Here is a 23,805-nt window from a genome sequence, read left to right as displayed (position 1 = left end):
CGGCACGGCCCGCGCCGTGATGCGGCCGGCGCTTCCGCTCCCGGACCGAGGGCTGGGACGAACCGCGCCCGACGCAGGGCGCGTTCGTGCACGAGCCCACCGAGGAGGAGGCCGGCCTGCTCCTGACGGGCCGTGCGCTGCTGGAGGCCAGGGCCGCCCGGCGCGCCCGCCGGGCGGCCTCGTCATGTCCCCGGCCGCCGGGGCCCGCACCTCTCCTTTGTCCTCTCAGTGGAGAAAGTTCGCAGTAATTCGTGCGCGACTTCTTCCCACACCCGGCACCCACTGCTACGTTCCCTCCGAAAGCAAGCCACGGATGTGGCCCGGAACACCGGTGGACTCAAGCCGATCGAGGCGGGGAGGGGTTCGTGAGACGTATGACGGCACGACCTGCGAACGCCCACCAGGCCCGGCTGCTGAAGCTGTTGCGTGACGGCGGCCCCAACTCCCGCGCCCAGCTCGGCGACCAGGTCGACCTGTCCCGGTCCAAGCTGGCGGTCGAGGTGGACCGGCTGCTGGAGACCGGGCTGGTGGTGGCCGACGGACTCGCCGCCTCGCGCGGCGGCCGCCGTTCCCACAACGTCCGCCTCAACCCCGAACTCCGCTTCCTCGGCGTCGACATCGGCGCGACCTCGATCGACCTCGCGGTCACCAACGCCGAACTGGAGATCCTCGGGCACATCAACCAGCCCATGGACGTGCGCGAGGGGCCGGTCGCGGTCTTCGAGCAGGTGCTGTCCATGGCCGCCAAGCTGCGGGCCTCGGGGCTCGCGGAGGGCTTCGACGGCGCCGGCATCGGCGTCCCGGGGCCGGTCCGCTTCCCCGAGGGCGTGCCGGTGGCTCCGCCGATCATGCCGGGCTGGGACGGCTTCCCCGTGCGGGAGGCGCTCAGCCAGGAACTCGGCTGCCCGGTCATGGTCGACAACGACGTGAACCTGATGGCGCTGGGGGAGCAGCACGCGGGCGTCGCCCGCACCGTCGCCGACTTCCTCGTCGTCAAGATAGGCACCGGCATAGGCTGCGGCATCGTCGTCGGCGGTGACGTCTACCGCGGTACGACGGGTAGCGCGGGCGACATCGGCCACATCCAGGCCGTGCCCGACGGGCGCCCCTGCGCCTGCGGCAACCGGGGCTGCCTGGAGGCGCACTTCAGCGGCGCCGCACTGGCCCGCGACGCCACGGAGGCCGCCCAACAGGGCCGGTCCGCCGAGCTCGCGAGCCGGCTGGAGGCGGCGGGCGGGGCCCTCAGCGCCGCCGACGTCGCCGCCGCGGCCGCCGCGGGCGACCCCACCGCACTCGACCTGATCGGGGAGGGCGGCCGCAGCACCGGCCAGGTCATCGCCGGCCTGGTCAGCTTCTTCAACCCGGGCCTGGTCGTGATCGGGGGCGGGGTGACCGGCCTCGGGCACAACCTGCTCGCCGCGATCCGCACGCAGGTCTACCGCCAGTCGCTGCCCCTGGCGACCGGCAACCTGCCCATAGTCCTCGGGGAGCTGGGCCCCACCGCCGGCGTCATCGGCGCGGCCCGGCTGATCAGCGACCACCTCTTCTCACCCGCGTAGGCACCGCTTTCCCACCCGCTTTCCCACCCGCGTAGGCACCACCCGCCTCCGAGTCCCACCAGCACAGCGCTCTGTCCTGCCTTGCCCTGCTCTGCCCTGATACCGGCCCGTACGCCCGCCGAGGGGACCTCACATGGCACCAGAACCACCGCTGCTCAGCATGTCCGGCATCACCAAGTCGTTCCCCGGAGTCCGGGCCCTGGACGGCGTCGACCTCGACGTCCAGGCCGGCGAGGTGCACTGCCTGCTCGGCCAGAACGGGGCCGGCAAGTCCACCCTCATCAAGGTCCTCGCCGGCGCCCACCAGCCCGACACCGGCACCATCCGCTGGCGCGGCGAGGACGTCACCCTGCGCTCGCCGATCGCCGCCATGCGCCTCGGCATCGCCACCATCTACCAGGAACTCGACCTGGTGGAACATCTGTCGGTCGCCGAGAACGTCCACCTCGGCCACGAGCCGACCACCGCCGGCTTCGTGGTGCGGGGCAGGGCGGCCAAGGCGTCGACGGCCCAGCTGCTCAAGCGGCTCGGGCACCCCGAGGTCGACCCCGGGCGGCTGGTCGGCGACCTGTCGGCGGCACAGCAGCAGATCGTGTCCATGGCGCGGGCGCTCTCCCACGACGTACGGCTGATCGTGATGGACGAGCCGTCCGCGGCCCTCGACCCGGACGAGGTCGACAACCTCTTCCGCATCGTCGCCGACCTCACCGCCGACGGGGTCGCCGTCGTCTACATCTCGCACCGGCTGGAGGAGATCCGCCGCATCGGCGACCGGGTCACGGTCCTGAAGGACGGCCGGGCCGTCGCCGGCGGACTGCCCGCCAGGACGACACCCACCCGCGACGTGGTGGCGCTGATGACGGGACGCAACGTCGAGTACGTCTTTCCCGAGCGACCGGCCTCGCCGCCGGCGGCGGAGCCCGTACTGAGCGTGCGGGGGCTGGCCCGGGAGGGCGAGTTCGCCCCCCTCGACCTGGACGTCCGTCCCGGCGAGATCGTCGGCCTGGCCGGGCTGGTCGGCTCCGGCCGCTCCGAGATCCTGGAGACCGTCTACGGGGCCCGCAAGGCCAGTGCCGGACAGGTCCTCGTCCAGGGCCGCCCGCTGCGGCCCGGCAGTGTGCGCGCCGCCGTCCGCGCCGGACTCGGGCTCGCCCCCGAGGAACGCAAGGCGCAGGCCCTGCTGATGCTGGAGTCCGTCACCCGCAACGTGTCGGTCTCCGCCATGTCCCGCTTCTCGCGCGGCGGCTGGATCGACCGCGGCGCCGAACTCGGCGCGTCCCGGGCGGCCACCCGCGAACTGTCCCTGCGGCCCGACATCCCGTCCGCGCCCGTGCGCACCCTGTCCGGCGGCAACCAGCAGAAGGCGGTCCTCGCCCGCTGGCTGCTGCGCGGCTGCCGGGTCCTGCTCCTGGACGAACCCACCCGCGGCGTCGACGTCGGCGCCCGCGCCGAGCTCTACGCGGTCATCCGCCGCCTCGCCGACGAGGGCCTCGCCGTGCTGCTGGTCTCCAGTGAGGTGCCCGAGGTGCTCGGCCTCGCCGACCGCGTGCTGGTGCTGCGCGAGGGCCGCGTCGTGCACGAGGCCCCCGCCCGCGAACTCGACGAACACCGCGTACTCGACCTCGTGATGGAAGGAAGCCCGGCGTCATGACGCAGCATGTGTCCCCGCCACGGGGCGGCACCGGCAAGGCGGCATCCGCGGATGCCCCGCCGGCCTGGCGGAGCCTGACGGCCCGCGCCGACCTGCGCACCCTGAGCCTGCTCGGCGTGCTCGCCGTGCTGGTCCTCATCGGCGGCATCACCCAGCCCGACTCGTTCCTCGACACCCGCAACCTGCAACTGGTGCTCACCCAGGCGTCCGTGATCGGCGTCGTCACCGTCGGCATGACCTTCGTGATCATCTCCGGCGGCATCGACCTGTCCGTCGGCGCCATCGTCGCCCTGGCCTCGGTGTGGGCGACGACGGTCGCCACCCAGGAGTACGGCTTCGCCGGCATCCTGTTCACCGCGGTGGTGGTCGGGCTCGGCTGCGGACTGGTCAACGGCGTGCTCGTCGCCTACGGCCGGGTGGTCCCGTTCATCGCCACCCTCGCCATGCTGGCCTCGGCCCGCGGTCTCGCACTGCAGATCACCGAGGGCCGCACCCAGGTCGTCACGGTGCCCGGCGTGCTGGACCTCGGCGAACGCGACTCCTACGTGCTGGGCGTCCCGCCGCTGGTCCTGGTGTTCGCGGCCGTCACCGTCATCGGCTGGCTGCTGCTCAACCGGACCACCTTCGGGCGCCGCACGGTCGCCGTCGGCGGCAACGCGGAGGCCGCCCGGCTCGCCGGCATCGACGTCCGCCGCCAGCGGCTCTACCTCTACCTGCTGTCCGGGCTGTGCTGCGGCATCGCCGCCTTCCTGCTGATCGTCCTGGCCGGCTCCGGCCAGAACACCAACGGCAACCTCTACGAACTCGACGCCATCGCCGCCGTGATCATCGGCGGCACGCTCCTCACCGGAGGCCGCGGCACCATCGTCGGCTCCGTCCTCGGCATCCTCATCTTCACCACGATCACGAACATCTTCGCCCTGAACAACCTGCAGAGCGACGTCCAGCAGATCGCCAAGGGCGCGATCATCGTCGTCGCCGTGCTGGTCCAGCGCCGTACCGGGAGCACGACCTGAGGAAAGGGTTCACCACCATGCAGCAACTCAACGCGAGTCGCAGAGGACTGCTCTTCGGAGCCGCCGCCGTCTCCGCCGGTGCCTTCCTCACCGGCTGCACCAGCAACGAGACGGACGACGACAAGCCGGCCGCGAACGACCGGCCCGCCGCCGACGACAAGCCCGGCAAGCCGGTCACCATCGGCTACGCCGGCCCCCAGGCCGACCACGGCTGGCTCAACGCCATCAACGAAAACGCCAAGAAGCGCGCCGAGAAGTACTCGGACGTCACCCTCGAGGTCACCGAGGGCTCCAACGACACCGCACAGCAGATCGGCCAGATCGAGACCCTCATCAACAAGAAGGTCGACGTCCTCGTGGTGCTGCCCGCCGACGGCAAGGCACTCACCCAGGTCGGACTGAAGGCGATGCGCGCCGGCATCCCGGTCGTCAACCTCGACCGCATCTTCAACAGCCCCCAGGCATACCGCTGCTGGATCGGCGGCGACAACTACGGCATGGGCCTCAACGCCGGCCACTACATCGGCGAGAAGCTCAAGGACAAGCCCGGTGCCAAGGTCATCGAACTGGCCGGCCTGGACAACCTGGAGCTGACCCAGCAGCGCACCCAGGGCTTCGACGACGCCCTCAAGAACTACCCGAACATCAAGAAGGTGGCCCGCCAGGCCGCCGAGTTCACCGTCGAGTCCGGCCAGGCCAAGATGGCCCAGCTCCTGCAGGCCCAGCCGAAGTTCGACGCCGTGTGGAACCACGACGACGACCAGGGCGTGGGCGCGCTGCGCGCCATCGAGCAGGCGGGCCGCGACGACTTCCTGATGGTCGGCGGAGCCGGGGCGCTCTCCGCCTTCCAGGCCATCAAGGCCGACAGCGGCGTCCTGAAGGCGACCGTGCTGTACCCGCCGACCATGGCGGCCTCCGCCATCGACCTGGCCCGGGCCCTCGGCCAGGGCAAGGGCATCGGCGGACTCGCCGAGTTCGAGATCCCCTCGACGGTCACCTGCTACTCGGCCGTCGTCGACAAGGAGAACGTGGACCAGTACATGTCCACCGGCTTCAAGTGAGGCCCGCCGCCCCGCGGACCTGACCAGTCCGCCGGGGCGGGGTCCACCCCCCACCGCGCCACCACGACGAGGAGGACATCCGCATGGGACAGCCGCAGCAGCCCGAGGGGGCCGGGGCGGAGCCGACAGCCACCGGGACCGGTACCGCAGACGGGACCACGGCCACGGGGGCGACCGCGACCAGACCGCCGCTACGCGTCGGCATGGTCGGCTACGCCTTCATGGGCGCCGCCCACTCCCAGGGCTGGCGTACCGCCGGCCGGGTCTTCGACCTGCCGCTGAACCCGGTCATGACCGCCATCTGCGGCCGGGACGCCGACGCCGTCCGCACGGCGGCCGACCGGCTCGGCTGGGCGAGCGCCGAGACCGACTGGCGGGCCCTGGTGGAACGGGACGACATCGACCTCGTCGACATCTGCACCCCCGGCGACAGCCACGCCGAGATCGCGCTGGCCGCGCTCGCCGCCGGCAAGCACGTCCTGTGCGAGAAACCCCTCGCCAACACCGTCGCCGAGGCGGAGACGATGACCCGGGCCGCCGAGGAGGCCGCCGCCCGCGGCCAGTTGGCCATGGTCGGTTTCAACTACCGCCGGGTGCCCGCCACCGCGCTGGCCCGGCGCATGGTCGCCGAGGGTCGCATCGGCCGGCTGCGGCACGTGCGGGTGACGTACCTCCAGGACTGGCTGGTGGACCCCGAGGCCCCGCTGACCTGGCGGCTGCGCAGGGAGCAGGCCGGCTCCGGCTCGCTGGGCGACCTGGGCGCGCACATCGTCGACCTCGCCCAGTACCTGACCGGGGAGCGGCTCGCCGGCGTCTCCGCCCTCACCGAGACCTTCGTGCGGGAGCGTCCCCTGCCCGGCGGCGCCGCGCGGGGCCTGTCCGCCACGTCGGCCGCCGGCACGGGGGAGGTCACCGTGGACGACGCCGCCGTGTTCACCGGCCGCTTCACCTCCGGCGCCCTCGCCTCCTTCGAGGCCACCCGGTACGCCACCGGCCGCAAGAACGCCCTGCGCATCGAACTCAACGGCGAGCGCGGCTCGCTCGCCTTCGACCTGGAGCGGCTCAACGAGCTGTCGTACCACGACGGCACCGAACCGGGGGAGTACGCCGGTTTCCGCCGCATCCTCGTCACCGAGCCCGAGCACCCCTACCTGGACGCCTGGTGGCCGCCGGGCCACGGACTGGGCTACGAGCACACCTTCGCCCACCAGGTGCGCGACCTCGTCCACGCGGTCGCCGAGGGCCGCAGTCCCGAACCCTCCTTCGCCGACGGGCTGCAGGTGCAGCGCGTGCTCGCGGCCGTGGAGGAGAGCGCCGGGAAGAACTCCGTCTACACCCCCGTCGCCATCACGTCGACCGTCGTCTGAGGAGGCCAGAGAACGCATGCCGCGCAACTTCACACTGTTCACCGGGCAGTGGGCCGACCTGCCCCTGGAGGAGGTCTGCCGGCTCGCCCGCGACTTCGGCTACGACGGCCTCGAACTCGCCTGCTGGGGCGACCACTTCGAGGTCGACAAGGCTCTCGCGGACCCGTCCTACGTGGACTCCCGCCACCAGTTGCTCGACAAGTACGGCCTGAAGTGCTGGGCGATCTCCAACCACCTCGTCGGGCAGGCCGTCTGCGACGCCATCATCGACGAGCGTCACCAGGCCATCCTGCCCGCCCGGATCTGGGGCGACGGCGACGCGGAGGGCGTCCGGCAGCGGGCCGCCGCCGAGATCAAGGACACCGCGCGGGCCGCCGCCCGCCTCGGCGTCGACACCGTCATCGGCTTCACCGGGTCCGCCATCTGGCACCTGGTCGCCATGTTCCCGCCCGCGCCCGAGTCGATGATCGAGCGCGGCTACCAGGACTTCGCGGACCGCTGGAACCCCATCCTCGACGTCTTCGACGCCGAGGGCGTGCGGTTCGCGCACGAGGTCCACCCCAGCGAGATCGCCTACGACTACTGGACCACCCAGCGCGCCCTGGAGGCGGTGGACCACCGGCCCGCCTTCGGCCTCAACTTCGACCCCTCGCACTTCGTGTGGCAGGACCTGGACCCGGTCGGCTTCCTGTGGGACTTCCGGGACCGGATCTACCACGTCGACTGCAAGGAGGCCCGCAGGCGCCTCGACGGACGCAACGGCCGCCTCGGCTCCCACCTGCCGTGGGGCGACCCGCGGCGCGGCTGGGACTTCGTGTCGGCCGGGCACGGCGACGTCCCCTGGGAGGACGTCTTCCGCATGCTGCGCTCCATCGACTACCGGGGCCCGGTCTCCGTCGAGTGGGAGGACGCCGGCATGGACCGGCTCCAGGGCGCCCCCGAGGCCCTCACCCGGCTCAAGGCGTTCGACTTCGAGCCGCCCAGCGCGTCCTTCGACGCCGCGTTCAACAGCTGATCCACGCGTCCGGCAGCAGGCCGGAACGGGGACCGGAACATCCGCCGGTCCCCGGTCCGGCCTGCCCGGCCCCCGCTTTGTCCTGTGCCGGGTAAAAGTTCAACTCCCCGCGTGCCAAGGGGTATTCGCACAGGACGAAGGCGGCTACCGTCCCTGATGTGTTCAGGACACACACGCCTCCGGGGTGACGGCGCACCCCGGCGTCCGCACCGCATGTCTTCGCACCCGTTCCGTACGGCCCATTCCGTTCCCGGAGGGACTTCGTGCACAGAAGCAGACTCAGAGGCACCGACACGACGAGACGGCCCGGACTCCGCACCGCCCTCGCCCTGATCACCGGCCTCGCCCTGGCGGTGGCCACCCCGGCGACCGTCGCCGGCGCCCGGCCCGGCGGCTCGGCACTCGACGGACCGGCGGCCCCCGCGGCCGCCGAGGGGCAGTTCCAGCAGGTACCGCTCGCCAAGGGCGAGCCCGAGATGGGCGAGCCGATGTCGCTCGCCGTCCTCCCGGACCGCAGCGTCCTGCACACCTCCCGCGACGGCACGCTCCGCCTCACCGACCAGGGCGGCGTCACCAGGATCGCCGGCAGGATCCCCGTCTACAACCACGACGAGGAGGGTCTGCAGGGCGTCGGCGTCGACCCGGACTTCAAGAACAACCGGGCGATCTACCTCTACTACGCCCCGCCGCTCGACACCCCCGCGGGCGACGCCCCGGAGACCGGCACCGCCGAGGACTTCAAGAAGTTCGACGGCGTCAACCGCCTCTCCCGCTTCGTCCTCAACCCCAACGGCACGCTGAACACGGCCAGCGAGAAGAAGGTCCTGGACGTCGCCGCGTCCCGCGGCACCTGCTGCCACGTCGGCGGCGACATCGCCTTCGACGCCCAGGGCAACCTCTACCTGTCCACCGGAGACGACACCAACCCCTTCGCCTCCGACGGCTACACGCCGATCGACGAACGCCCGGACCGCAACCCGGCCTTCGACGCCCGCCGCAGCGCCGGCAACACCAACGACCTGCGCGGCAAGATCCTGCGCATCAAGGTCGCCGAGGACGGCTCGTACACCATCCCCGAGGGCAACCTCTTCCCCCCGGGCACCGCGAAGACCCGCCCCGAGATCTACGCGATGGGCTTCCGCAACCCGTTCCGCATCAGCGTCGACAAGAAGACCGGCACGGTCTACGTCGGTGACTACGGCCCCGACGCCGGCGCCGCCGACCCGAAGCGGGGACCGGGAGGACAGGTCGAGTTCGCCAAGGTCACCAAGGCCGCCAACTTCGGCTGGCCGTTCTGCACCGGCGCCAACGACGCCTACACGGACTACGACTTCGCCACCAAGACCTCCGGTGCGAAGTTCGACTGCGCCGCCCCGAAGAACACCTCGCGCCACAACACGGGTCTCGTCGACCTGCCGCCCGCCCAGCCCGCCTGGATCCCCTACGACGGCGGCTCCGTACCCGAGTTCGGCAGCGGCTCCGAGTCCCCGATGGGCGGCCCGGTCTACCGCTACGACCCGAACCTCGAATCCTCGGTGAAGTTCCCCGAGGCGTACGACGGCGACTTCTTCGCGGGCGAGTTCGGCCGCCGCTGGATCAAGCGGATCGAGCAGAACGCCGATGGATCGGTCGCGAAGATCAACCCCTTCCCGTGGACCGGCACCCAGATCATGGACATGGAGTTCGGCCCCGACGGAGCGCTCTACGTCCTCGACTACGGCCTGTCCTGGTTCCAGGGCGACAAGGACTCCGCGCTGTACCGGATCGAGAACGCCGAGGACGGCTTCTCCCCGATCGCCGAGGTGAGCGCGGACAAGACCTCCGGCGCCGCCGGCCTGAAGGTCGCCTTCACCGGCTCCGCCAAGGACGCCGACTCCCCGGACCTCACCTACAGCTGGGACTTCGGCGACGGCACCAAGGGCGAGGGGCTCACCCCGACCCACCGGTACAAGAAGACCGGCACCTACTCCGCGACCTTCACCGCGAAGGACCCCGAGGGCAACACCGGCCACGCCAGCGTCCGCATCGTCGTCGGCAACACCGAGCCCAAGGTGAAGATCGAGGTGCCGGGCAACGGCAGCCTGGCCGCCTTCGGCGAGCCCGTCCCCTTCAAGGTCACCGTCACCGACCCCGAGGAGACCGTCGACTGCTCCAAGGTCAAGGTCACCTACAGCCTCGGCCACGACTCCCACGCCCACGAGATGACCAGCGAGATGGGCTGCGAGGGCACCCTCACACCGCCCAACGGGGACGGCGGACACGACCCCAACGCCAACATCTACGGCGTCGTCGGCGCCAGTTACACCGACGGCGGGGCGAACGGCCAGGAGGCCCTGACCGGCACCGCCCGCACCGTGATCCAGCCGCTGCACCGCCAGGCCGAGCACTTCACCGCCCAGTCGGGCGTGAACACCTTCGGCAAGACCACCGCCCACGGCGGCAAGACCGTCGGCGACATCCACGACGGCGACTGGATCTCCTTCAGCCCCTACAAGTTCGACGGGCAGAAGAAGATGACCGTGCGGGCCTCCTCCGGCGGCTCCGGCGGCTTCATCGAGCTGCGCACCGGCTCCCCCGACGGCCCGCTGCACGGCTCGGCGTACATCCCGCCCACCGGCGGCTGGGAGACGTTCCAGAACGTCGACGTGCCGCTGCGGGCCCTGCCCGGCCGCACCACGGAGATCTACCTGGTCTTCCGGGGCGGCGCCGGCGCCCTCTACGACGTGGACGACTTCGAGTTCTCCAAGGAGCCCTTCAAACAGGGCAAGAAGGTCCTGGTCTTCTCCAGGACCGCGGGCTTCCGGCACGACTCCATCCCGGCCGGCATCACCGCCCTGAAGGAGCTCGGCGCCCCGGCCGGCATCACGGTCGACGCGACCGAGGAGGCCAAGCAGTTCACCACCGCCAACCTCGCCAAGTACGACGCGGTCGCCTTCCTGTCCACCACCGGTGACGTCCTCAACGCCGACCAGCAGAAGGCGTTCGAGAACTACGTCGCGAACGGCGGCGGCTACATGGGCATCCACGCCGCGGCCGACACCGAGTACGACTGGAAGTTCTACGGCGGCCTCGTCGGCGCCTACTTCCAGTCGCACCCGGCCATCCAGAAGGCCACCGTCCGCGTCGAGGACCACGACCACCCGGCCACCGCGCACCTGGGCGACACCTGGGAGCACACCGACGAGCTGTACAACTACCGCACCAACCCGCGCGAGCAGGCCAAGGTCCTCGCCACCCTCGACGAGACCACCTACCAGGGCGGCACCATGAAGGGCGACCACCCGATCGCCTGGTGCCAGCCCTACGAGGGCGGCCGCTCCTTCTACACCGGCCTCGGCCACACCAAGGAGTCCTACGCCGACGAGACGTTCCGCGCCCACCTGCTCGGCGGCCTCCAGTACGCCACCGGCCAGGTCAAGGCCGACTGCAAGCCGGCCAAGGGCTACCGGAAGATCTTCAACGGCCAGACCTTGGACGGCTGGAAGCAGGCCGGCCCCGGCAAGTTCAACGTCAAGGACGGCACCCTGGAGACCGAGGGCGGCATGGGCCTGCTCTGGTACCAGGCCAAGGAGCTGAAGTCGTACTCCCTCACGCTCGACTGGAAGATGCAGGGCGACGACAACTCCGGAGTCTTCGTGGGCTTCCCGGCCTCCGACGACCCCTGGTCCGCGGTGAACAAGGGCTACGAGATCCAGATCGACGCCACGGACGCGCCCGACCGCACCACGGGCTCCGTCTACTCGTTCAAGTCGGCGAACATCAAGGCCCGTGACCAGGTCCTGCGACCGCCCGGCCAGTGGAACTCCTACGAGATCAAGGTCCAGGGCGAACGCCTCCAGGTGTTCCTCAACGGAGTCAAGATCAACGACTTCACCAACAAGGACCCCGAACGGAGCCTGACCGACGGCTACATCGGCCTGCAGAACCACGGCGCCGACGACCAGGTCTCCTTCCGCAACATCCAGCTCAAGGAACTGCCCTCCTAGGGCCACCGGAACGGCGGCGGGCGGAGGACGCCGGACCTCCGCCCGCCGCCCCACCGGGCCGCACGCCCGGTACCCCGCTCGTCCCCCTCCGGCACACCCACCCGGTTCGCGTACGACAAGGAGGCTGCCCATGTCCGCCGAACCGTCCCTGCCCGCCCCGTCCCCGGCCCCGCGCTTCGGCGTCTGGTTCATCGGGGCGCGCGGATCCGTCGCCACCACCGCGATCGCGGGCTGCGCCGCCGTCACCGCCGGGCTCCACCCGCCGGCCGGCATGGTCACCGAGACCCCCGACTTCACCTCCTGCGGTCTGCCGGCGCTGTCGTCCCTCGTCTTCGGAGGCCACGACACCGTCGACTGCCCGCTGCCCAAACGCGCCGAACACCTCGCCGCCGGCGGCGTCCTGCCGCACGGCCTGCCCTCCGCCGTGCACGCCGAACTCACCGCCGCCGACCGGGAGATCAGGCCCGGCGGCCCCCACCTCGGCGACCCGGACCGGGGCGACGAGGCGTGGATCGACGTGTTCGCGGCCGACATCCGCGACTTCGTGCGCCGCCACGACCTCGCGGGCGCCGTCGTGGTGAACGTCGCCTCCACCGAGCCCGCCCCCACCGACGGCTCCCTGCCGCCCAGCTCCCTCTACGCGGCCGCCGCCCTGCGCGCCGGCTGCCCCTACGTCAACTTCACCCCGTCCACGGGGCTGCACCATCCGGCGCTGGCCCCGCTCGCCGCGTCCTCGGGCGTGCCGTACGCGGGCCGCGACGGCAAGACCGGGCAGACCCTGCTGCGCTCCGTGCTCGGCCCGATGTTCACGCAGCGCGCCCTCGCCGTGCGCGCCTGGTCCGGCACCAACCTGCTGGGCGGCGGCGACGGCGCCGCCCTCGCCGACCCCGCGGCCGCCGCCGCCAAGAACGCCGGCAAGGAACGCGTCCTCGTCGACACCCTCGGTGCCGCACCCGAGGGCGAGGTCCACATCGACGACGTCCCCGCGCTCGGCGACTGGAAGACGGCCTGGGACCACATCGCCTTCGACGGCTTCCTCGGCTCCCGCATGATCCTGCAGACCATCTGGCAGGGCTGCGACTCGGCGCTCGCCGCCCCGCTCGTCCTCGACCTGGCCCGCCTGGCCGTCCGCGCCCGGGAGAAGGGCCTGACCGGCCCGCTGGGCGAACTGGGCTTCTACTTCAAGGACCCGGTGGGGGACGGACCGTCGTCCCTGGCCGAGCAGTACGCGGAGCTGAGGCGCTTCGCCGCGCGACTGCGGGACGACGCGGAGCCGGGAGCGGGCGTGGGGCCGGGGACCGACGCGGAGCCGGGAGCCGGCGTGGGGTCGGGGGACCGCGAGCGGTCGCCGGAGGGCGAGCGGCCGGGTGACGGCGCCGACGACCGAGGGGCGCGGCGATGAACCGCGCGGTCACCACGGCGCGGGGTGCGTCCACGCCCGCCGGACCGACGGCGGCCGCCGGCCCCGCCACGGCGGCCACCGCCCCGGACGCCTCCGGGGGCACGGCGCCCGGCCCCCGCTCCGGCCCCGCGGGCGCCTGGGCCGAACTGCTGCGCCTGCCCGCGCTGTTCACCGTCCCCGGCGACGCCCTGGCCGGCGCCGCCGCGGTCGGCGCGCGCCCCGGACCCCGCACCCTGCTCGCCATCGGATCCTCCCTGTGCCTGTACGAGGCCGGCATGGCCCTGAACGACTGGGCGGACCGCGCCGAGGACGCCGGGGAGCGCCCGCACCGCCCGATCCCGTCCGGCCGCATCCGCCCGGCCGCCGCCCTCGCCGCCGCCGGTGCCCTCACCGGCGCCGGACTGGCGCTCGCCGCCGGCGCGGGACGGCCCGCCCTCGCGGTGGCAGCGCCCCTGGCGGTAACCGTCTGGGCCTACGACCTCGCCCTGAAGCACACGCCCGCCGGTCCCGCGGCCATGGCCGCCGCCCGCGGACTGGACCTGCTCCTCGGCGCCGCCGCCACGGGCGGCGGCACCCGCGCCGCGCTGCCCTCCGCCGCGCTGCTCGGCACGCACACCCTCGCGGTCACGGCCGTCTCCCGCCGGGAGACCACCGGCGGTTCGGTCCTGGCCCCGCTGGCGGCCCTCGCCACGACGGGGGCGCTGACGCGGCTGGTCACCCACCACCGCACCCGACTCCCGGCAGGCCGGCGGGCAGCAGCCGCCCCCGGCCTGCCGGGCTCCAGCCCGCCGGGGCAGTCGGCCCCGGCTCACGGCGCATCCAGGACCCTCGGGGCCGTCAAGGCCCTCGCGGCCCCGGCCGCGCGCCCGGCTCGGGCCGCCGCCGCCCTCACCACCGCCCTGGGCGCCGCCTACGCCGCGACGGCGGCCCGCCCCTACTTCCACGCCGTGCTCAACCCCTCGCCCCCGCTCACCCAACGCGCCGTCGGCGGCGGCATCCGGGCCACGATCCCGCTCCAGGCGGCCCTCGTCGCCCGCGCCGGCGCGCTCCCCACGTCCCTCCTGGTCGCGGCCCTCGCCCCGGCCGGCCGGCTGTTCGCGAGGAGGACCGCCATGAGGAAGGTGAGCATCACATGAGCCCGCACCTCCCTCAGGGGCCGCACGGACAGGCGGCCCCGGACCCGCGGCACCACCGGGACGGCGCCTCCGCGCCCACCCACCGCTTCGGCTACGGCACCAACGGCCTGACCGACCTCCGCCTCGACGACGCCCTCGCCCTCCTCGCCGACCTCGGCTACGACGGCGTCGGCCTGACCCTCGACCACATGCACCTCGACCCGCTCGCCCCCGGCCTCGCCGCCCGCACCCGCCGGGTCGCGCACCGTCTGGACGCGCTCGGGCTCGGCGTCACGGTGGAGACGGGCGCCCGCTATGTGCTCGACCCGCGCCGCAAGCACGGCCCGTCCCTCCTCGACCCGGACCCGGAGGACCGCGCCCGCCGCACCGACCTCCTCGTGCGGGCCGTCCGCGTCGCCGCCGACCTCGGGGCACACGCCGTGCACTGCTTCAGCGGCATCACCCCGCCCGGCACGGACGAGGACACGGCCTGGAAGCGGCTGGCCGAGTCCCTCACCCCGGTCCTGGACGCCGCCTCCGACGCCGGCGTCCCCCTGGCGGTCGAGCCCGAACCGGGCCACCTCCTGGCCACCCTCGCCGACTTCCACGTCCTGCGCCGCACCCTCGGCGACCCCGGGCACCTCGGCCTCACCCTGGACATCGGCCACTGCCAGTGCCTGGAGCCCCTCCCGCCCGCCGACTGCGTGCGCGAAGCCGCTCCCTGGCTGCGGCACGTGCAGATCGAGGACATGCGCCGCGGCGTCCACGAACACCTCCCCTTCGGAGACGGCGAGATCGACTTCCCGCCCGTCCTCGCGGCCCTCGCCGCCACCGGCTACCAGGGCCTGACCGTCGTCGAACTGCCCCGCCACTCGCACGCGGGCCCCCACTTCGCCGAACACTCCCTCCCGTTCCTCCGCCGGGCGGCGGCAGCGGCGTCCACCGCCACGAGCCACCGGGACGAGCCGTCCGCCGCCCTCTGAAGGGAGCCACCTCATGACCAGATCCCACACCGCCCAGGACACGGACGGCACCCCCGCCGTCCACGCCACCCCGGACCCGGACGGCACACCCGCCGGGCAGGCCGCCCAGGACACCACCCCCGCCCACATCCCGCCGGCCGACCTGCGCGCCGTGCTCACCGCCCGGCTCGACGGAGCCGCCCGCGCCTGGCTCGACCAGGCCCTGGACGAGGCCGCCGCCCACCCCGGCGGTCACGGCCCCATCACCGTGTGGGAGCTGCGCCTCGCCGAGGCCGGCCGCCGCTGCGGCCCCGCCCACGCCGACGCCGCCCGCGTCCTCATCCTGCACGCGGCCCGCGCCGACACGGACGCCCTGTCCCGGGTGTACCGGCAGGGCACCGCCGACGAACGCCGCGCCGTCCTGCGGGCGCTGCCCCACCTCGTGCCCGGCCCCGACGCCCTCCCGCTCGTCGAGGACGCCCTGCGCACCAACGACACCCGGCTGGTCGCCGCCGCCCTCGGCCCGTACGCCGCCCGGCACCTGGACGCCCACCAGTGGCGGCACGCCGTGCTGAAGTGCCTGTTCACCGGCGTCCCCGTCGACCAGGTCGCCGACCTGGGCCGGCGGTCCGGCGGGGACGGCGAACTCGCCCGCATGCTCGCCGACTACGCCGCCGAACGCACCGCGGCGGGGCGTCCCGTCCCCGACGACCTGCACCGCGTCCTGGCCCTGACCGAGGCCCCGAGCTCCCCGCACGGCACGGTCGACCCCCACGGCAAGGAGTCCTGATGCGCATCTTCGACCCCCACATCCACATGACCTCCCGCACCACCGACGACTACGAGGCCATGCACGCCGCGGGCGTCCGCGCCGTCGTCGAGCCCTCCTTCTGGCTCGGCCAGCCCCGTACCTCTCCCGACTCCTTCCGCGACTACTTCGACGCCCTCCTCGGCTGGGAGCCCTTCCGCGCCGCCCAGTACGGCATCGCCCACCACTGCACGATCGCCCTCAACCCCAAGGAGGCCAACGACCCGCGCTGCCTGCCCGTCCTGGACGAACTGCCCCGCTATCTCGTCAAGGACCGCGTCGTGGCCGTCGGCGAGATCGGCTACGACTCGATGACCCCCGCCGAGGACAAGGCCCTGGCCGCGCAGCTCCAGCTCGCCGCCGACCACGGCCTGCCCGCCCTCGTGCACACCCCGCACCGCGACAAGCTCGCCGGCCTGCGCCGCACCCTGGACGTGGTCCGCGAGTCGGCCCTGCCCACGGACCGGGTCCTGGTCGACCACCTCAACGAGACCACCGTGAAGGAGGCCAAGGACAGCGGCGCCTGGCTCGGCTTCTCCGTCTATCCGGACACCAAGATGGACGAGGCCCGCATGGTCGCCCTCCTGCGGGAGTACGGCCCGGAACGGGTCCTGGTGAACTCCGCCGCCGACTGGGGGAAGAGCGACCCGCTCAAGACCCGCAAGGTCGGCGACCTGATGCTCGCCGAGGGCTTCACCGAGGACGACGTGGACCGCGTGCTGTGGCGCAACCCCGTCGCCTTCTACGGGCTCAGCGGACGCCTGAGCCTCGACGTGACCTCGTCCGACGCCACGCACGAGGGCAACTCCATCCTGCGCGGCGGGGAGTGAGCGATGCGCTTCCGGCACCCCGACGGATCCACCGTCCACCTCGCCTACTGCACCAACGTCCACCCCGCCGAGACCCTCGACGGCGTCCTCGCCCAGCTCCGCGACCACTGTGAGCCCGTCCGCAAGCGCCTCGGCCGCGACCGCCTCGGCATCGGCCTGTGGCTCGCCCGCGACGCCGCCCACGCCCTGGTCACCGACCCCGCGGCCCTGCGCGGCCTGCGCGGCGAACTCGACCGGCGCGGCCTGGAGGTCGTCACCCTCAACGGCTTCCCCTACGAGGGCTTCGGCGCCGAAGAGGTCAAGTACCGGGTCTACAAGCCCGACTGGGCCGACCCCGAGCGCCTCGACCACACCACCTCCCTCGCCCGCGTCCTCGCCGGCCTGCTGCCCGACGACGTCATCGAGGGCACCATCTCCACCCTGCCGCTGGCCTGGCGCACCGCCTACGACGACACCCGCGCCGACAAGGCCCGCGGCGCCCTGGTCACCCTCGCCGAACGCCTCGACGCCCTCGAGGAACTGACCGGCCGCTCCATCCGCATCGGCCTCGAACCCGAACCCGGCTGCGTGGTGGAGACCACCGGCGACGCCCTCGCGCCGCTCACCGCGATCGGCCACGACCGCATCGGCGTCTGCGTCGACACCTGTCACCTCGCCACCTCCTTCGAGGACCCGCACACCGCCCTGGACGCCCTGGCCGAGGCCCGCGTCCCCGTCGTCAAGTCCCAGCTCTCCGCCGCCCTGCACGCCGAACACCCCTCGTCACCCGAGGTCCGCGAGGCACTCGCCGCCTTCGCCGAGCCCCGCTTCCTGCACCAGACCCGCACCACCACCGCGAACGGCGCCCTGCACGGCACCGACGACCTCGACGAGGCCCTGGCCGCCGACGGCCCGCTGCCCGACACCGCGCCCTGGCGCGCCCACTTCCACGTCCCGCTGCACGCGGACCCCGCCGCGCCCCTCACCTCCACACTCCCCGTGCTCAAGGCCGCGCTGACCCGGCTCGTCGGCGGCCCGCACCCGCTCACCCGGCACCTGGAGGTCGAGACCTACACCTGGCAGGCCCTCCCGCCCGAGCTGCGGCCCCGCGCCCGGTCCCAGCTCACCGACGGCATCGCCGCCGAGCTCACCCTCGCCCGCGACCTGCTGACCGATCTCGGCCTGAAGGAACTGCCATGACCGCACCCACCCCCTCCGACGGACCGACCCCGCTCCTCGTCCTGGACGTCGTCGGCCTCACCCCCCGTCTCCTCGACCACATGCCCCACCTCAAGAAGCTCGGCCAGTCCGGCTCCCGCGCGCCGCTCGGTACCGTCCTGCCCGCCGTCACCTGCGCCGCCCAGTCCACCTTCCTCACCGGCGCCCACCCCTCCGAGCACGGCATCGTCGGCAACGGCTGGTACTTCCGCGAACTCGGCGACGTCCTGCTGTGGCGCCAGCACAACGGCCTCGTCGCCGGCGACAAACTCTGGGACGCCGCCCGCCGTGCCCACCCCGGCTACACGGTCGCCAACATCTGCTGGTGGTACGCCATGGGCGCCGACACCGACATCACCGTCACCCCCCGCCCCGTCTACTACGCCGACGGCCGCAAGGAACCCGACTGCTACACCCGGCCCCCGGCCCTGCACGACGAACTCACCGAGAAACTCGGCACCTTCCCCCTCTTCCACTTCTGGGGCCCCGGTGCCGACCTGGTCTCCAGCCAGTGGATCATCGACGCCACCCGGCACGTCATGGCCACCCGCCACCCCGACCTCACGCTCTGCTACCTCCCTCACCTCGACTACGACCTGCAGCGCTTCGGCCCCGACGACCCGCGCTCCCTGCGGGCCGCCACGGACCTGGACGCGGCGCTGGCCCCGCTCCTCGACGACGCCCGCGCCGAGGGCCGCACCGTCGTCGCGCTGTCCGAGTACGGCATCACCCGCGTGAACCGGCCCGTGGACATCAACCGCGCCCTGCGCCGCGCCGGACTGCTCGAGGTCCACACCCAGGACGGCATGGAGTACCTCGACCCGATGGCCTCCCGCGCCTTCGCGGTCGCCGACCACCAGATCGCCCACGTGTACGTCCGCCGCCCCGAGGACCTCGACGCGACCCGCGCCGCCCTCGACGGCCTGCCCGGCATCGAGCAGCTCCTCGACGACGAGGGCAAGAAGGCCCACCACCTCGACCACCCCCGCGCCGGCGAACTCGTCGCCGTCGCGGAGCCGGACGCCTGGTTCACGTACTACTACTGGCTCGACGACGACCGCGCGCCCGACTTCGCGCAGCTCGTCGAGATCCACCGCAAACCCGGCTACGACCCGGTCGAGCTGTTCATGGACCCCCTCGACCCCTACGTCAAGGTCAAGGCCGCCGCCGCCGTGGCCCGCAAGAAGCTCGGCATGCGCTACCGCATGGCGGTCGTGCCCCTGGACGCCTCACCTGTTCGCGGCAGCCACGGCCGCCTCCCAGCGAGCGACGACGAAGGTCCGCTCCTCATCTGCTCCACCCCCCGCGCAGTCGGCGACCGCGTCGCGGCCACCGACGTCAAGCAACTCCTGCTCCGGCTCGCCGGACTCGGGTGACGCACGGCCGCGCACCACGGCGTACGACCCCGGGATCCAGCTACCCAGAGTGAAACACACGGCACTGACAACGGCCCGCCCCGCCACATCGGCGCAGGCCACGACCCAGAAGGCAGGCACCCGTGACCCTGTTCCCCGACCCGTCCCGCACCGACCCGTCCTCCGTTGCCGACAACCCCGGCGAGGCCCTGCGCCGCACCCTCGGCGTCGGCCGCCGCCGCTTCCTCACCACCTGCACCGCCGTCGCGGCCGGCGCCGTCGCGGCCCCCGTCTTCGGCGCCGGCCCGGCCCTGGCCGGCGGCCGGAACGAGGACCACGGCCACGGCCACGGCCACGACCGCGGCGGGGACGTCCTCGTCCCGGCGGACAAGCGCGGCATCATCCTCTACACCGTGCGCGACGCCACCGGCCGCGACCCCCTCGCCACCGGCCTGCCCTCCGGCTTCCGCGAGGTCTTCAAGCAGCTCGCCCGTCACGGCTACCGCCAGGTGGAGTTCGCCGGCTACCGCCAGCACGTCAACGCGCCCGGCGGCGCCGACCTGGAATCCGTCGCGGGCGCCAAGCTGCTGCGCTCCTGGCTCGACGAGCACGGCCTGCGCGCCCAGGGCAACCACGGCTTCATCCCGCCGTCCTGGCCGCTGACCACGGCGGACCTGGACACCTTCAAGAAGCACCTGGAGATCGCCAACATCCTCGGCATGGACCACATGGGCACCGGCGGCGACCCCACCGGCAGCTCCTACCGCGCCGACTGGGACGTCGCCGCCGACAAGTGGAACGCCCTCGGTGCCATCGCCCGCCGCGAGGGCATCAAGCTCTACACCCACAACCACGACGCCGCCTACGGCTTCCTGCTCGACGGTGGCCCGCTGGACGCCCAGGGCCGCCCGACCCGCAGCTCCGGCATCCGGAAGCTGGAGTACTTCCTCAAGGTCACCGACCCCAAGCTCGTCTGGCTGGAGATGGACATCTTCTGGGCGCACGTCGCCCAGTACAAGTTCCACACCTACACGGCGCACGACGGCTCCACCCGCAGGCAGGTCTTCGACCCGGCCGGGCTGGTGGAACGCAACAACAAGCGCTACCCCCTGTTCCACGCCAAGGACGGCGTGGTCAGCACCACCAACGGCATGGGCTACGAGATGGTGCCCTTCGGAACCGGCGTCATCGACTACACGACGTTCTTCTCACGCGTCGGACAGCGCAACTACCACAACCCGATGATCGAGGACGACAACTCCCCGAGCGCCACCGACCCCGCGCAGTCGCTGCGCGAGGCCAAGATCAGCTATGACAACCTCGCGGCCCTGCGCAAGCGCTGCTAGGCACCCGCGGCACGGCACGGCGGCCCTTCCCGGTCACCTTCCGGGAAGGGCCGCCGTACGGCGAGAGGACGGAGGCGAGCCGCCCCGCGCCCCGGTGCGGGCGCCCTGGACCGGCCGCGCGTCCTTCGCCGCCGGCGAGATTTTGGTGCGCGCGCTGGCACAGGGCCCGGAGGGGGAGAGGCTGCCCGGCGACTTCCCGGACCACCTTCCGCTGCCGTGGGCGCCGGTGTTCCGGCGCTCCCCGAGCGGAGCCGGCGTCGGCACCCCGGCACGGGCTCCGCGTAACCGGCCGGTCACCCGTGGTGCGACCCGTCGGTCCCTCGTGGCCGCACGGCCCGCAGCACCGTCCTGGGGAGGGAAAACGCAGGTGAAAGGCGCTCCGAAACCTTGGTATGGTTGTCCATGTCGCCGCGGGGAACACCCCGCACAGCGACAGACACCTTGTCCGGGTGGCGGAATGGCAGACGCGCTAGCTTGAGGTGCTAGTGCCCTTTATCGGGCGTGGGGGTTCAAGTCCCCCCTCGGACACTCGCGGAAGCGATGTGAGGACCCTGGCCCGTGGCCGGGGTCCTTCTCGCATGTCCCGGCCACGCCGCACGACAGTACGGAAAATCCGTGGCTCCGCCCTCCTCCCGCTGCCTACACTCACCGAGCGAAAGCAGCCGGGCGCCCACCGTGGGTGTCCGTGACCAGTGAGGGGAGACCGCCGTGCGTGACCGCACCGCCGTCGTCGCTCCCCGTTCCCGGTACACGGTGATCCTGGTATCCCGGCCCCTCCGGTGCCCGCTGCGCGGCCGGTACCGGATGCCCGCGACGTCCGTCTGAACCACGCTCAGCCGCATCCCGACGACCTCCTGTGAGGGCGGTCGGCGGGAGCGGCGCGCGTCCGGCGCGCGTCCGGGGAATCGCGCTGCCCGTTTCCGGACCATCCATCCGAAAGGCCACAGGGCCATGCGCAGCACCTCCCTCGCCACCGTCCGCAACCTCGGCATCCTCGCCCACGTCGACGCGGGCAAGACCACCGTCACCGAGCGGATCCTCTACGCCACCGGCACGACGTACAAGCGCGGCGAGGTCCACGACGGCACGACCGTCACCGACTTCGACCCCCAGGAGCGCGACCGCGGCATCACCATCTTCGCCGCCGCCGTCAGCTGCTCCTGGGACGGTCACCGGATCAACCTGATCGACACCCCGGGCCACGTCGACTTCGCCGACGAGGTCGAGCGGTCCCTGCGCGTGCTGGACGGCGCGATCGCCGTGTTCGACGCCGTCGCCGGCGTCGAACCGCAGAGCGAGTCCGTGTGGCGGCAGGCCGACCGGCACGGCGTGCCCCGGATCGCGTTCGTCAACAAGATGGACCGGGCCGGCGCCGACCTCGACACGGCCGTCGCCTCCCTCCGCGAACGGCTCCACCCGGCACCGCTCGCCGTGCAGCTGCCCATCGGAACGGAGGACGGCTTCACCGGCGTCGTCGACCTGCTGCGCATGCGCGCCCTGGTGTGGGCCGACGGCGCCGACGCGGCCGAGGAGAGGCCGGTGCCGGACGCCCTGCGCGAGGAGACGGCGCGCAGGCGACGGGCACTGGAGGAGGCGGTCGCCGAACGCCATCCGGCCGCGCTGGAGGAGTTCTGCGACCGGGAGACGCTGACCGCCGGCACCCTCGCCGCGGCGCTGCGCGATCTGACCCGCGCCGGTGACGCCGTGGTCGTGCTGTGCGGCTCGGCCTACCGCAACCGCGGCATCGAGCCGCTGCTGGACGCCGTGGTGGCCTACCTGCCGTCCCCCGAGGACGTACCCCCGGTGCGCGGCACGCACGACGGCACGGAACAGGAACGGGCCGCCGACCCGGCCGCACCGCTGGCCGCCCTGGCGTTCAAGGTCAACGCGACCCCGACGGGACGGCTGACGTATCTGAGGCTGTACTCGGGCACGATCGAGAAGGGAGACACCGTGTGGGACGCGGGCACGCGCCGCACCGAGCGCATCGGCCGCATCCTGCGCGTGCGGGCCGACCGGCACGACCCGCTGGAGCGGGCGGTCGCCGGGGACATCGTCGCCGTGATCGGCCTGAAGTCCGCCCGCGCCGGCTCCACCCTGTGCGCGCCGGGCGCCCCGCTCGTCCTGGAACCCCCGGGCGTGGCCGAACCGGTCGTGCACGTGGCCGTCGAGGCCCGCCGGTCCGCCGACACCGACCGGCTGGCCGCCGCGCTCGCCCGGCTCACCGAGGAGGACCCCTCGCTGGCCGTGCGGACCGACCCGGAGACCGGGCAGACCGTGCTGTCCGGCATGGGCGAACTGCACCTGGAGGTCGCGGTGGAGCGCGTCCGGCGCGAGCACGGCATCGAGGTCGCCGTGGGCCGCCCGGGCGTGGCGTACCGGGAGACGGTCGGCGAAGGAGTGTCCGGATTCGTCTTCCGGCACGTCAGACAGGACGGCGGCGCGGGCCAGTTCGCGCACGTCGTGCTGGACGTCGAGCCGTGGGACGAGGGCGGCTTCGTGTTCCGCTCGGCGGTCGTCGGCGGGCGCGTGCCGCAGGAGTACGTCCGGGCCGTCGAGGCCGGCTGCCGGGACGCCCTGGCCGAGGGACCCCTCGGCGGGCACCCGGTGACCGGTCTGCGGGTCACCCTCACCGACGGCCGGACCCATGTGAAGGACTCCTCGGACACGGCCTTCCGCACCGCCGGCCGGCTGGGCCTGCGCGACGCCCTGCGGGCCTCGGTGATGGTCCTGCTGGAGCCGGTCGTGGAGGTGACGGTCACCGTGCCCGAGGACGCGGTCGGCGGCGTCCTCGGTGACCTGGCCGCCCGTCGCGGCCGGGTCACCGGTTCGGACACGCGGGCCGGTGCGGCGGTCGTCACGGCCACCGTGCCGCTGGCCGAACTGTTCGGCTACGCGACCCGGCTGCGCAGCCGCACCCAGGGCCGCGGCACCTTCACCGCCCGGCCCACCGGCTACGCACCGGCACCGGCCGTGACACCGGTGCCGTAGCGCGCCGCCCGGTCCCTTCTCCGGAGCGGGAGGGGACCGGACGGAGGGCTTGAGCCCTGCCGTCCCGCTACGGCTGACGGTCCGAGCAGGCCGGCGCGAAGCGCGGCCGGGGCCCGGGACTCCCGGGCCCCGGCCGCCCGCTCA

16 protein-coding genes, 1 tRNA gene and 1 pseudogene are annotated in these 23,805 nt (G+C 73.1%); all 18 read left to right on the top strand.

Annotation, left to right across the window (positions count from 1 at the left end; translation table 11 throughout):
• Positions 1-35: 35 nt before the first annotated feature.
• Positions 36-185 (top strand): annotated as a pseudogene (locus tag ACIRFH_RS11385) (GntR family transcriptional regulator); the annotation flags it as partial.
• 189 nt (positions 186-374) lie between these two features.
• Positions 375-1,559, top strand: a complete 1,185-nt coding sequence (locus ACIRFH_RS11380; RefSeq protein ID WP_403519220.1) for an ROK family protein — start codon at positions 375-377, stop codon at positions 1,557-1,559.
• Positions 1,560-1,692: 133 nt separating this feature from the next.
• Positions 1,693-3,210 (top strand): sugar ABC transporter ATP-binding protein, encoded by a 1,518-nt coding sequence (locus ACIRFH_RS11375; protein ID WP_403519218.1) that lies wholly within the window; start codon positions 1,693-1,695, stop codon positions 3,208-3,210.
• Positions 3,207-4,226: an ABC transporter permease gene (locus ACIRFH_RS11370; RefSeq protein ID WP_403519216.1), complete on the top strand. Its 1,020-nt coding sequence runs from the start codon at positions 3,207-3,209 to the stop codon at positions 4,224-4,226. The genes ACIRFH_RS11375 and ACIRFH_RS11370 overlap by 4 nt, the downstream gene beginning before the upstream one ends.
• A 17-nt stretch (positions 4,227-4,243) precedes the next feature.
• Positions 4,244-5,287, top strand: a complete 1,044-nt coding sequence (locus tag ACIRFH_RS11365; protein ID WP_403519214.1) for a substrate-binding domain-containing protein — start codon at positions 4,244-4,246, stop codon at positions 5,285-5,287.
• Positions 5,288-5,370: 83 nt separating this feature from the next.
• Positions 5,371-6,654 (top strand): Gfo/Idh/MocA family protein, encoded by a 1,284-nt coding sequence (locus tag ACIRFH_RS11360; protein ID WP_403519212.1) that lies wholly within the window; start codon positions 5,371-5,373, stop codon positions 6,652-6,654.
• A 16-nt stretch (positions 6,655-6,670) separates the two neighbouring features.
• The gene (locus ACIRFH_RS11355; RefSeq protein WP_403519211.1) at positions 6,671-7,669 is read left to right on the top strand and encodes a sugar phosphate isomerase/epimerase family protein; all 999 of its coding nucleotides are present in this window, start codon (positions 6,671-6,673) and stop codon (positions 7,667-7,669) included.
• 263 nt (positions 7,670-7,932) lie between these two features.
• Positions 7,933-11,655: a ThuA domain-containing protein gene (locus ACIRFH_RS11350; protein WP_403519209.1), complete on the top strand. Its 3,723-nt coding sequence runs from the start codon at positions 7,933-7,935 to the stop codon at positions 11,653-11,655.
• Between the two features lie 130 nt (positions 11,656-11,785).
• Positions 11,786-13,057: an inositol-3-phosphate synthase gene (locus ACIRFH_RS11345; protein WP_403519207.1), complete on the top strand. Its 1,272-nt coding sequence runs from the start codon at positions 11,786-11,788 to the stop codon at positions 13,055-13,057.
• The gene (locus ACIRFH_RS11340) at positions 13,054-14,193 is read left to right on the top strand and encodes an SCO3242 family prenyltransferase (protein ID WP_403519205.1); all 1,140 of its coding nucleotides are present in this window, start codon (positions 13,054-13,056) and stop codon (positions 14,191-14,193) included. The genes ACIRFH_RS11345 and ACIRFH_RS11340 overlap by 4 nt, the downstream gene beginning before the upstream one ends.
• Positions 14,190-15,155: a sugar phosphate isomerase/epimerase family protein gene (locus ACIRFH_RS11335; RefSeq protein ID WP_403519203.1), complete on the top strand. Its 966-nt coding sequence runs from the start codon at positions 14,190-14,192 to the stop codon at positions 15,153-15,155. Before ACIRFH_RS11340 ends, ACIRFH_RS11335 begins: the two co-directional genes overlap by 4 nt.
• A 13-nt stretch (positions 15,156-15,168) precedes the next feature.
• Positions 15,169-15,924, top strand: a complete 756-nt coding sequence (locus tag ACIRFH_RS11330) for an EboA domain-containing protein (protein WP_403519201.1) — start codon at positions 15,169-15,171, stop codon at positions 15,922-15,924.
• Positions 15,924-16,772 carry a TatD family hydrolase gene (locus ACIRFH_RS11325; protein ID WP_403519199.1) on the top strand — a complete coding sequence of 283 codons (849 nt, stop codon included), beginning with the start codon at positions 15,924-15,926 and terminating at the stop codon, positions 16,770-16,772. The genes ACIRFH_RS11330 and ACIRFH_RS11325 overlap by 1 nt, the downstream gene beginning before the upstream one ends.
• Positions 16,773-16,775: 3 nt before the next feature.
• The gene (eboE, locus tag ACIRFH_RS11320) at positions 16,776-17,951 is read left to right on the top strand and encodes a metabolite traffic protein EboE (protein ID WP_403519197.1); all 1,176 of its coding nucleotides are present in this window, start codon (positions 16,776-16,778) and stop codon (positions 17,949-17,951) included.
• A complete protein-coding gene (locus ACIRFH_RS11315; RefSeq protein WP_403519196.1) occupies positions 17,948-19,345 on the top strand; it encodes a nucleotide pyrophosphatase/phosphodiesterase family protein in 1,398 nt (465 codons plus the stop codon). The genes eboE and ACIRFH_RS11315 overlap by 4 nt, the downstream gene beginning before the upstream one ends.
• 122 nt (positions 19,346-19,467) lie before the next feature.
• Positions 19,468-20,670, top strand: coding sequence for a sugar phosphate isomerase/epimerase family protein (locus ACIRFH_RS11310; protein ID WP_403519194.1), 1,203 nt, complete (start codon positions 19,468-19,470; stop codon positions 20,668-20,670).
• 443 nt (positions 20,671-21,113) lie between these two features.
• Positions 21,114-21,198: transfer RNA gene (locus tag ACIRFH_RS11305), tRNA-Leu, on the top strand.
• A 423-nt stretch (positions 21,199-21,621) separates the two neighbouring features.
• Positions 21,622-23,661 carry an elongation factor G gene (gene fusA / locus ACIRFH_RS11300; protein WP_403519192.1) on the top strand — a complete coding sequence of 680 codons (2,040 nt, stop codon included), beginning with the start codon at positions 21,622-21,624 and terminating at the stop codon, positions 23,659-23,661.
• The last annotated feature ends 144 nt before the right edge of the window (positions 23,662-23,805 follow it).

This window comes from Streptomyces sp. NPDC093586 (genome assembly GCF_044764905.1).
Classification (GTDB): domain Bacteria; phylum Actinomycetota; class Actinomycetes; order Streptomycetales; family Streptomycetaceae; genus Streptomyces.
The sequence above is the reverse complement of the archived record's forward strand: the minus strand, read 5'-3'. Positions and strand labels throughout refer to the sequence as shown.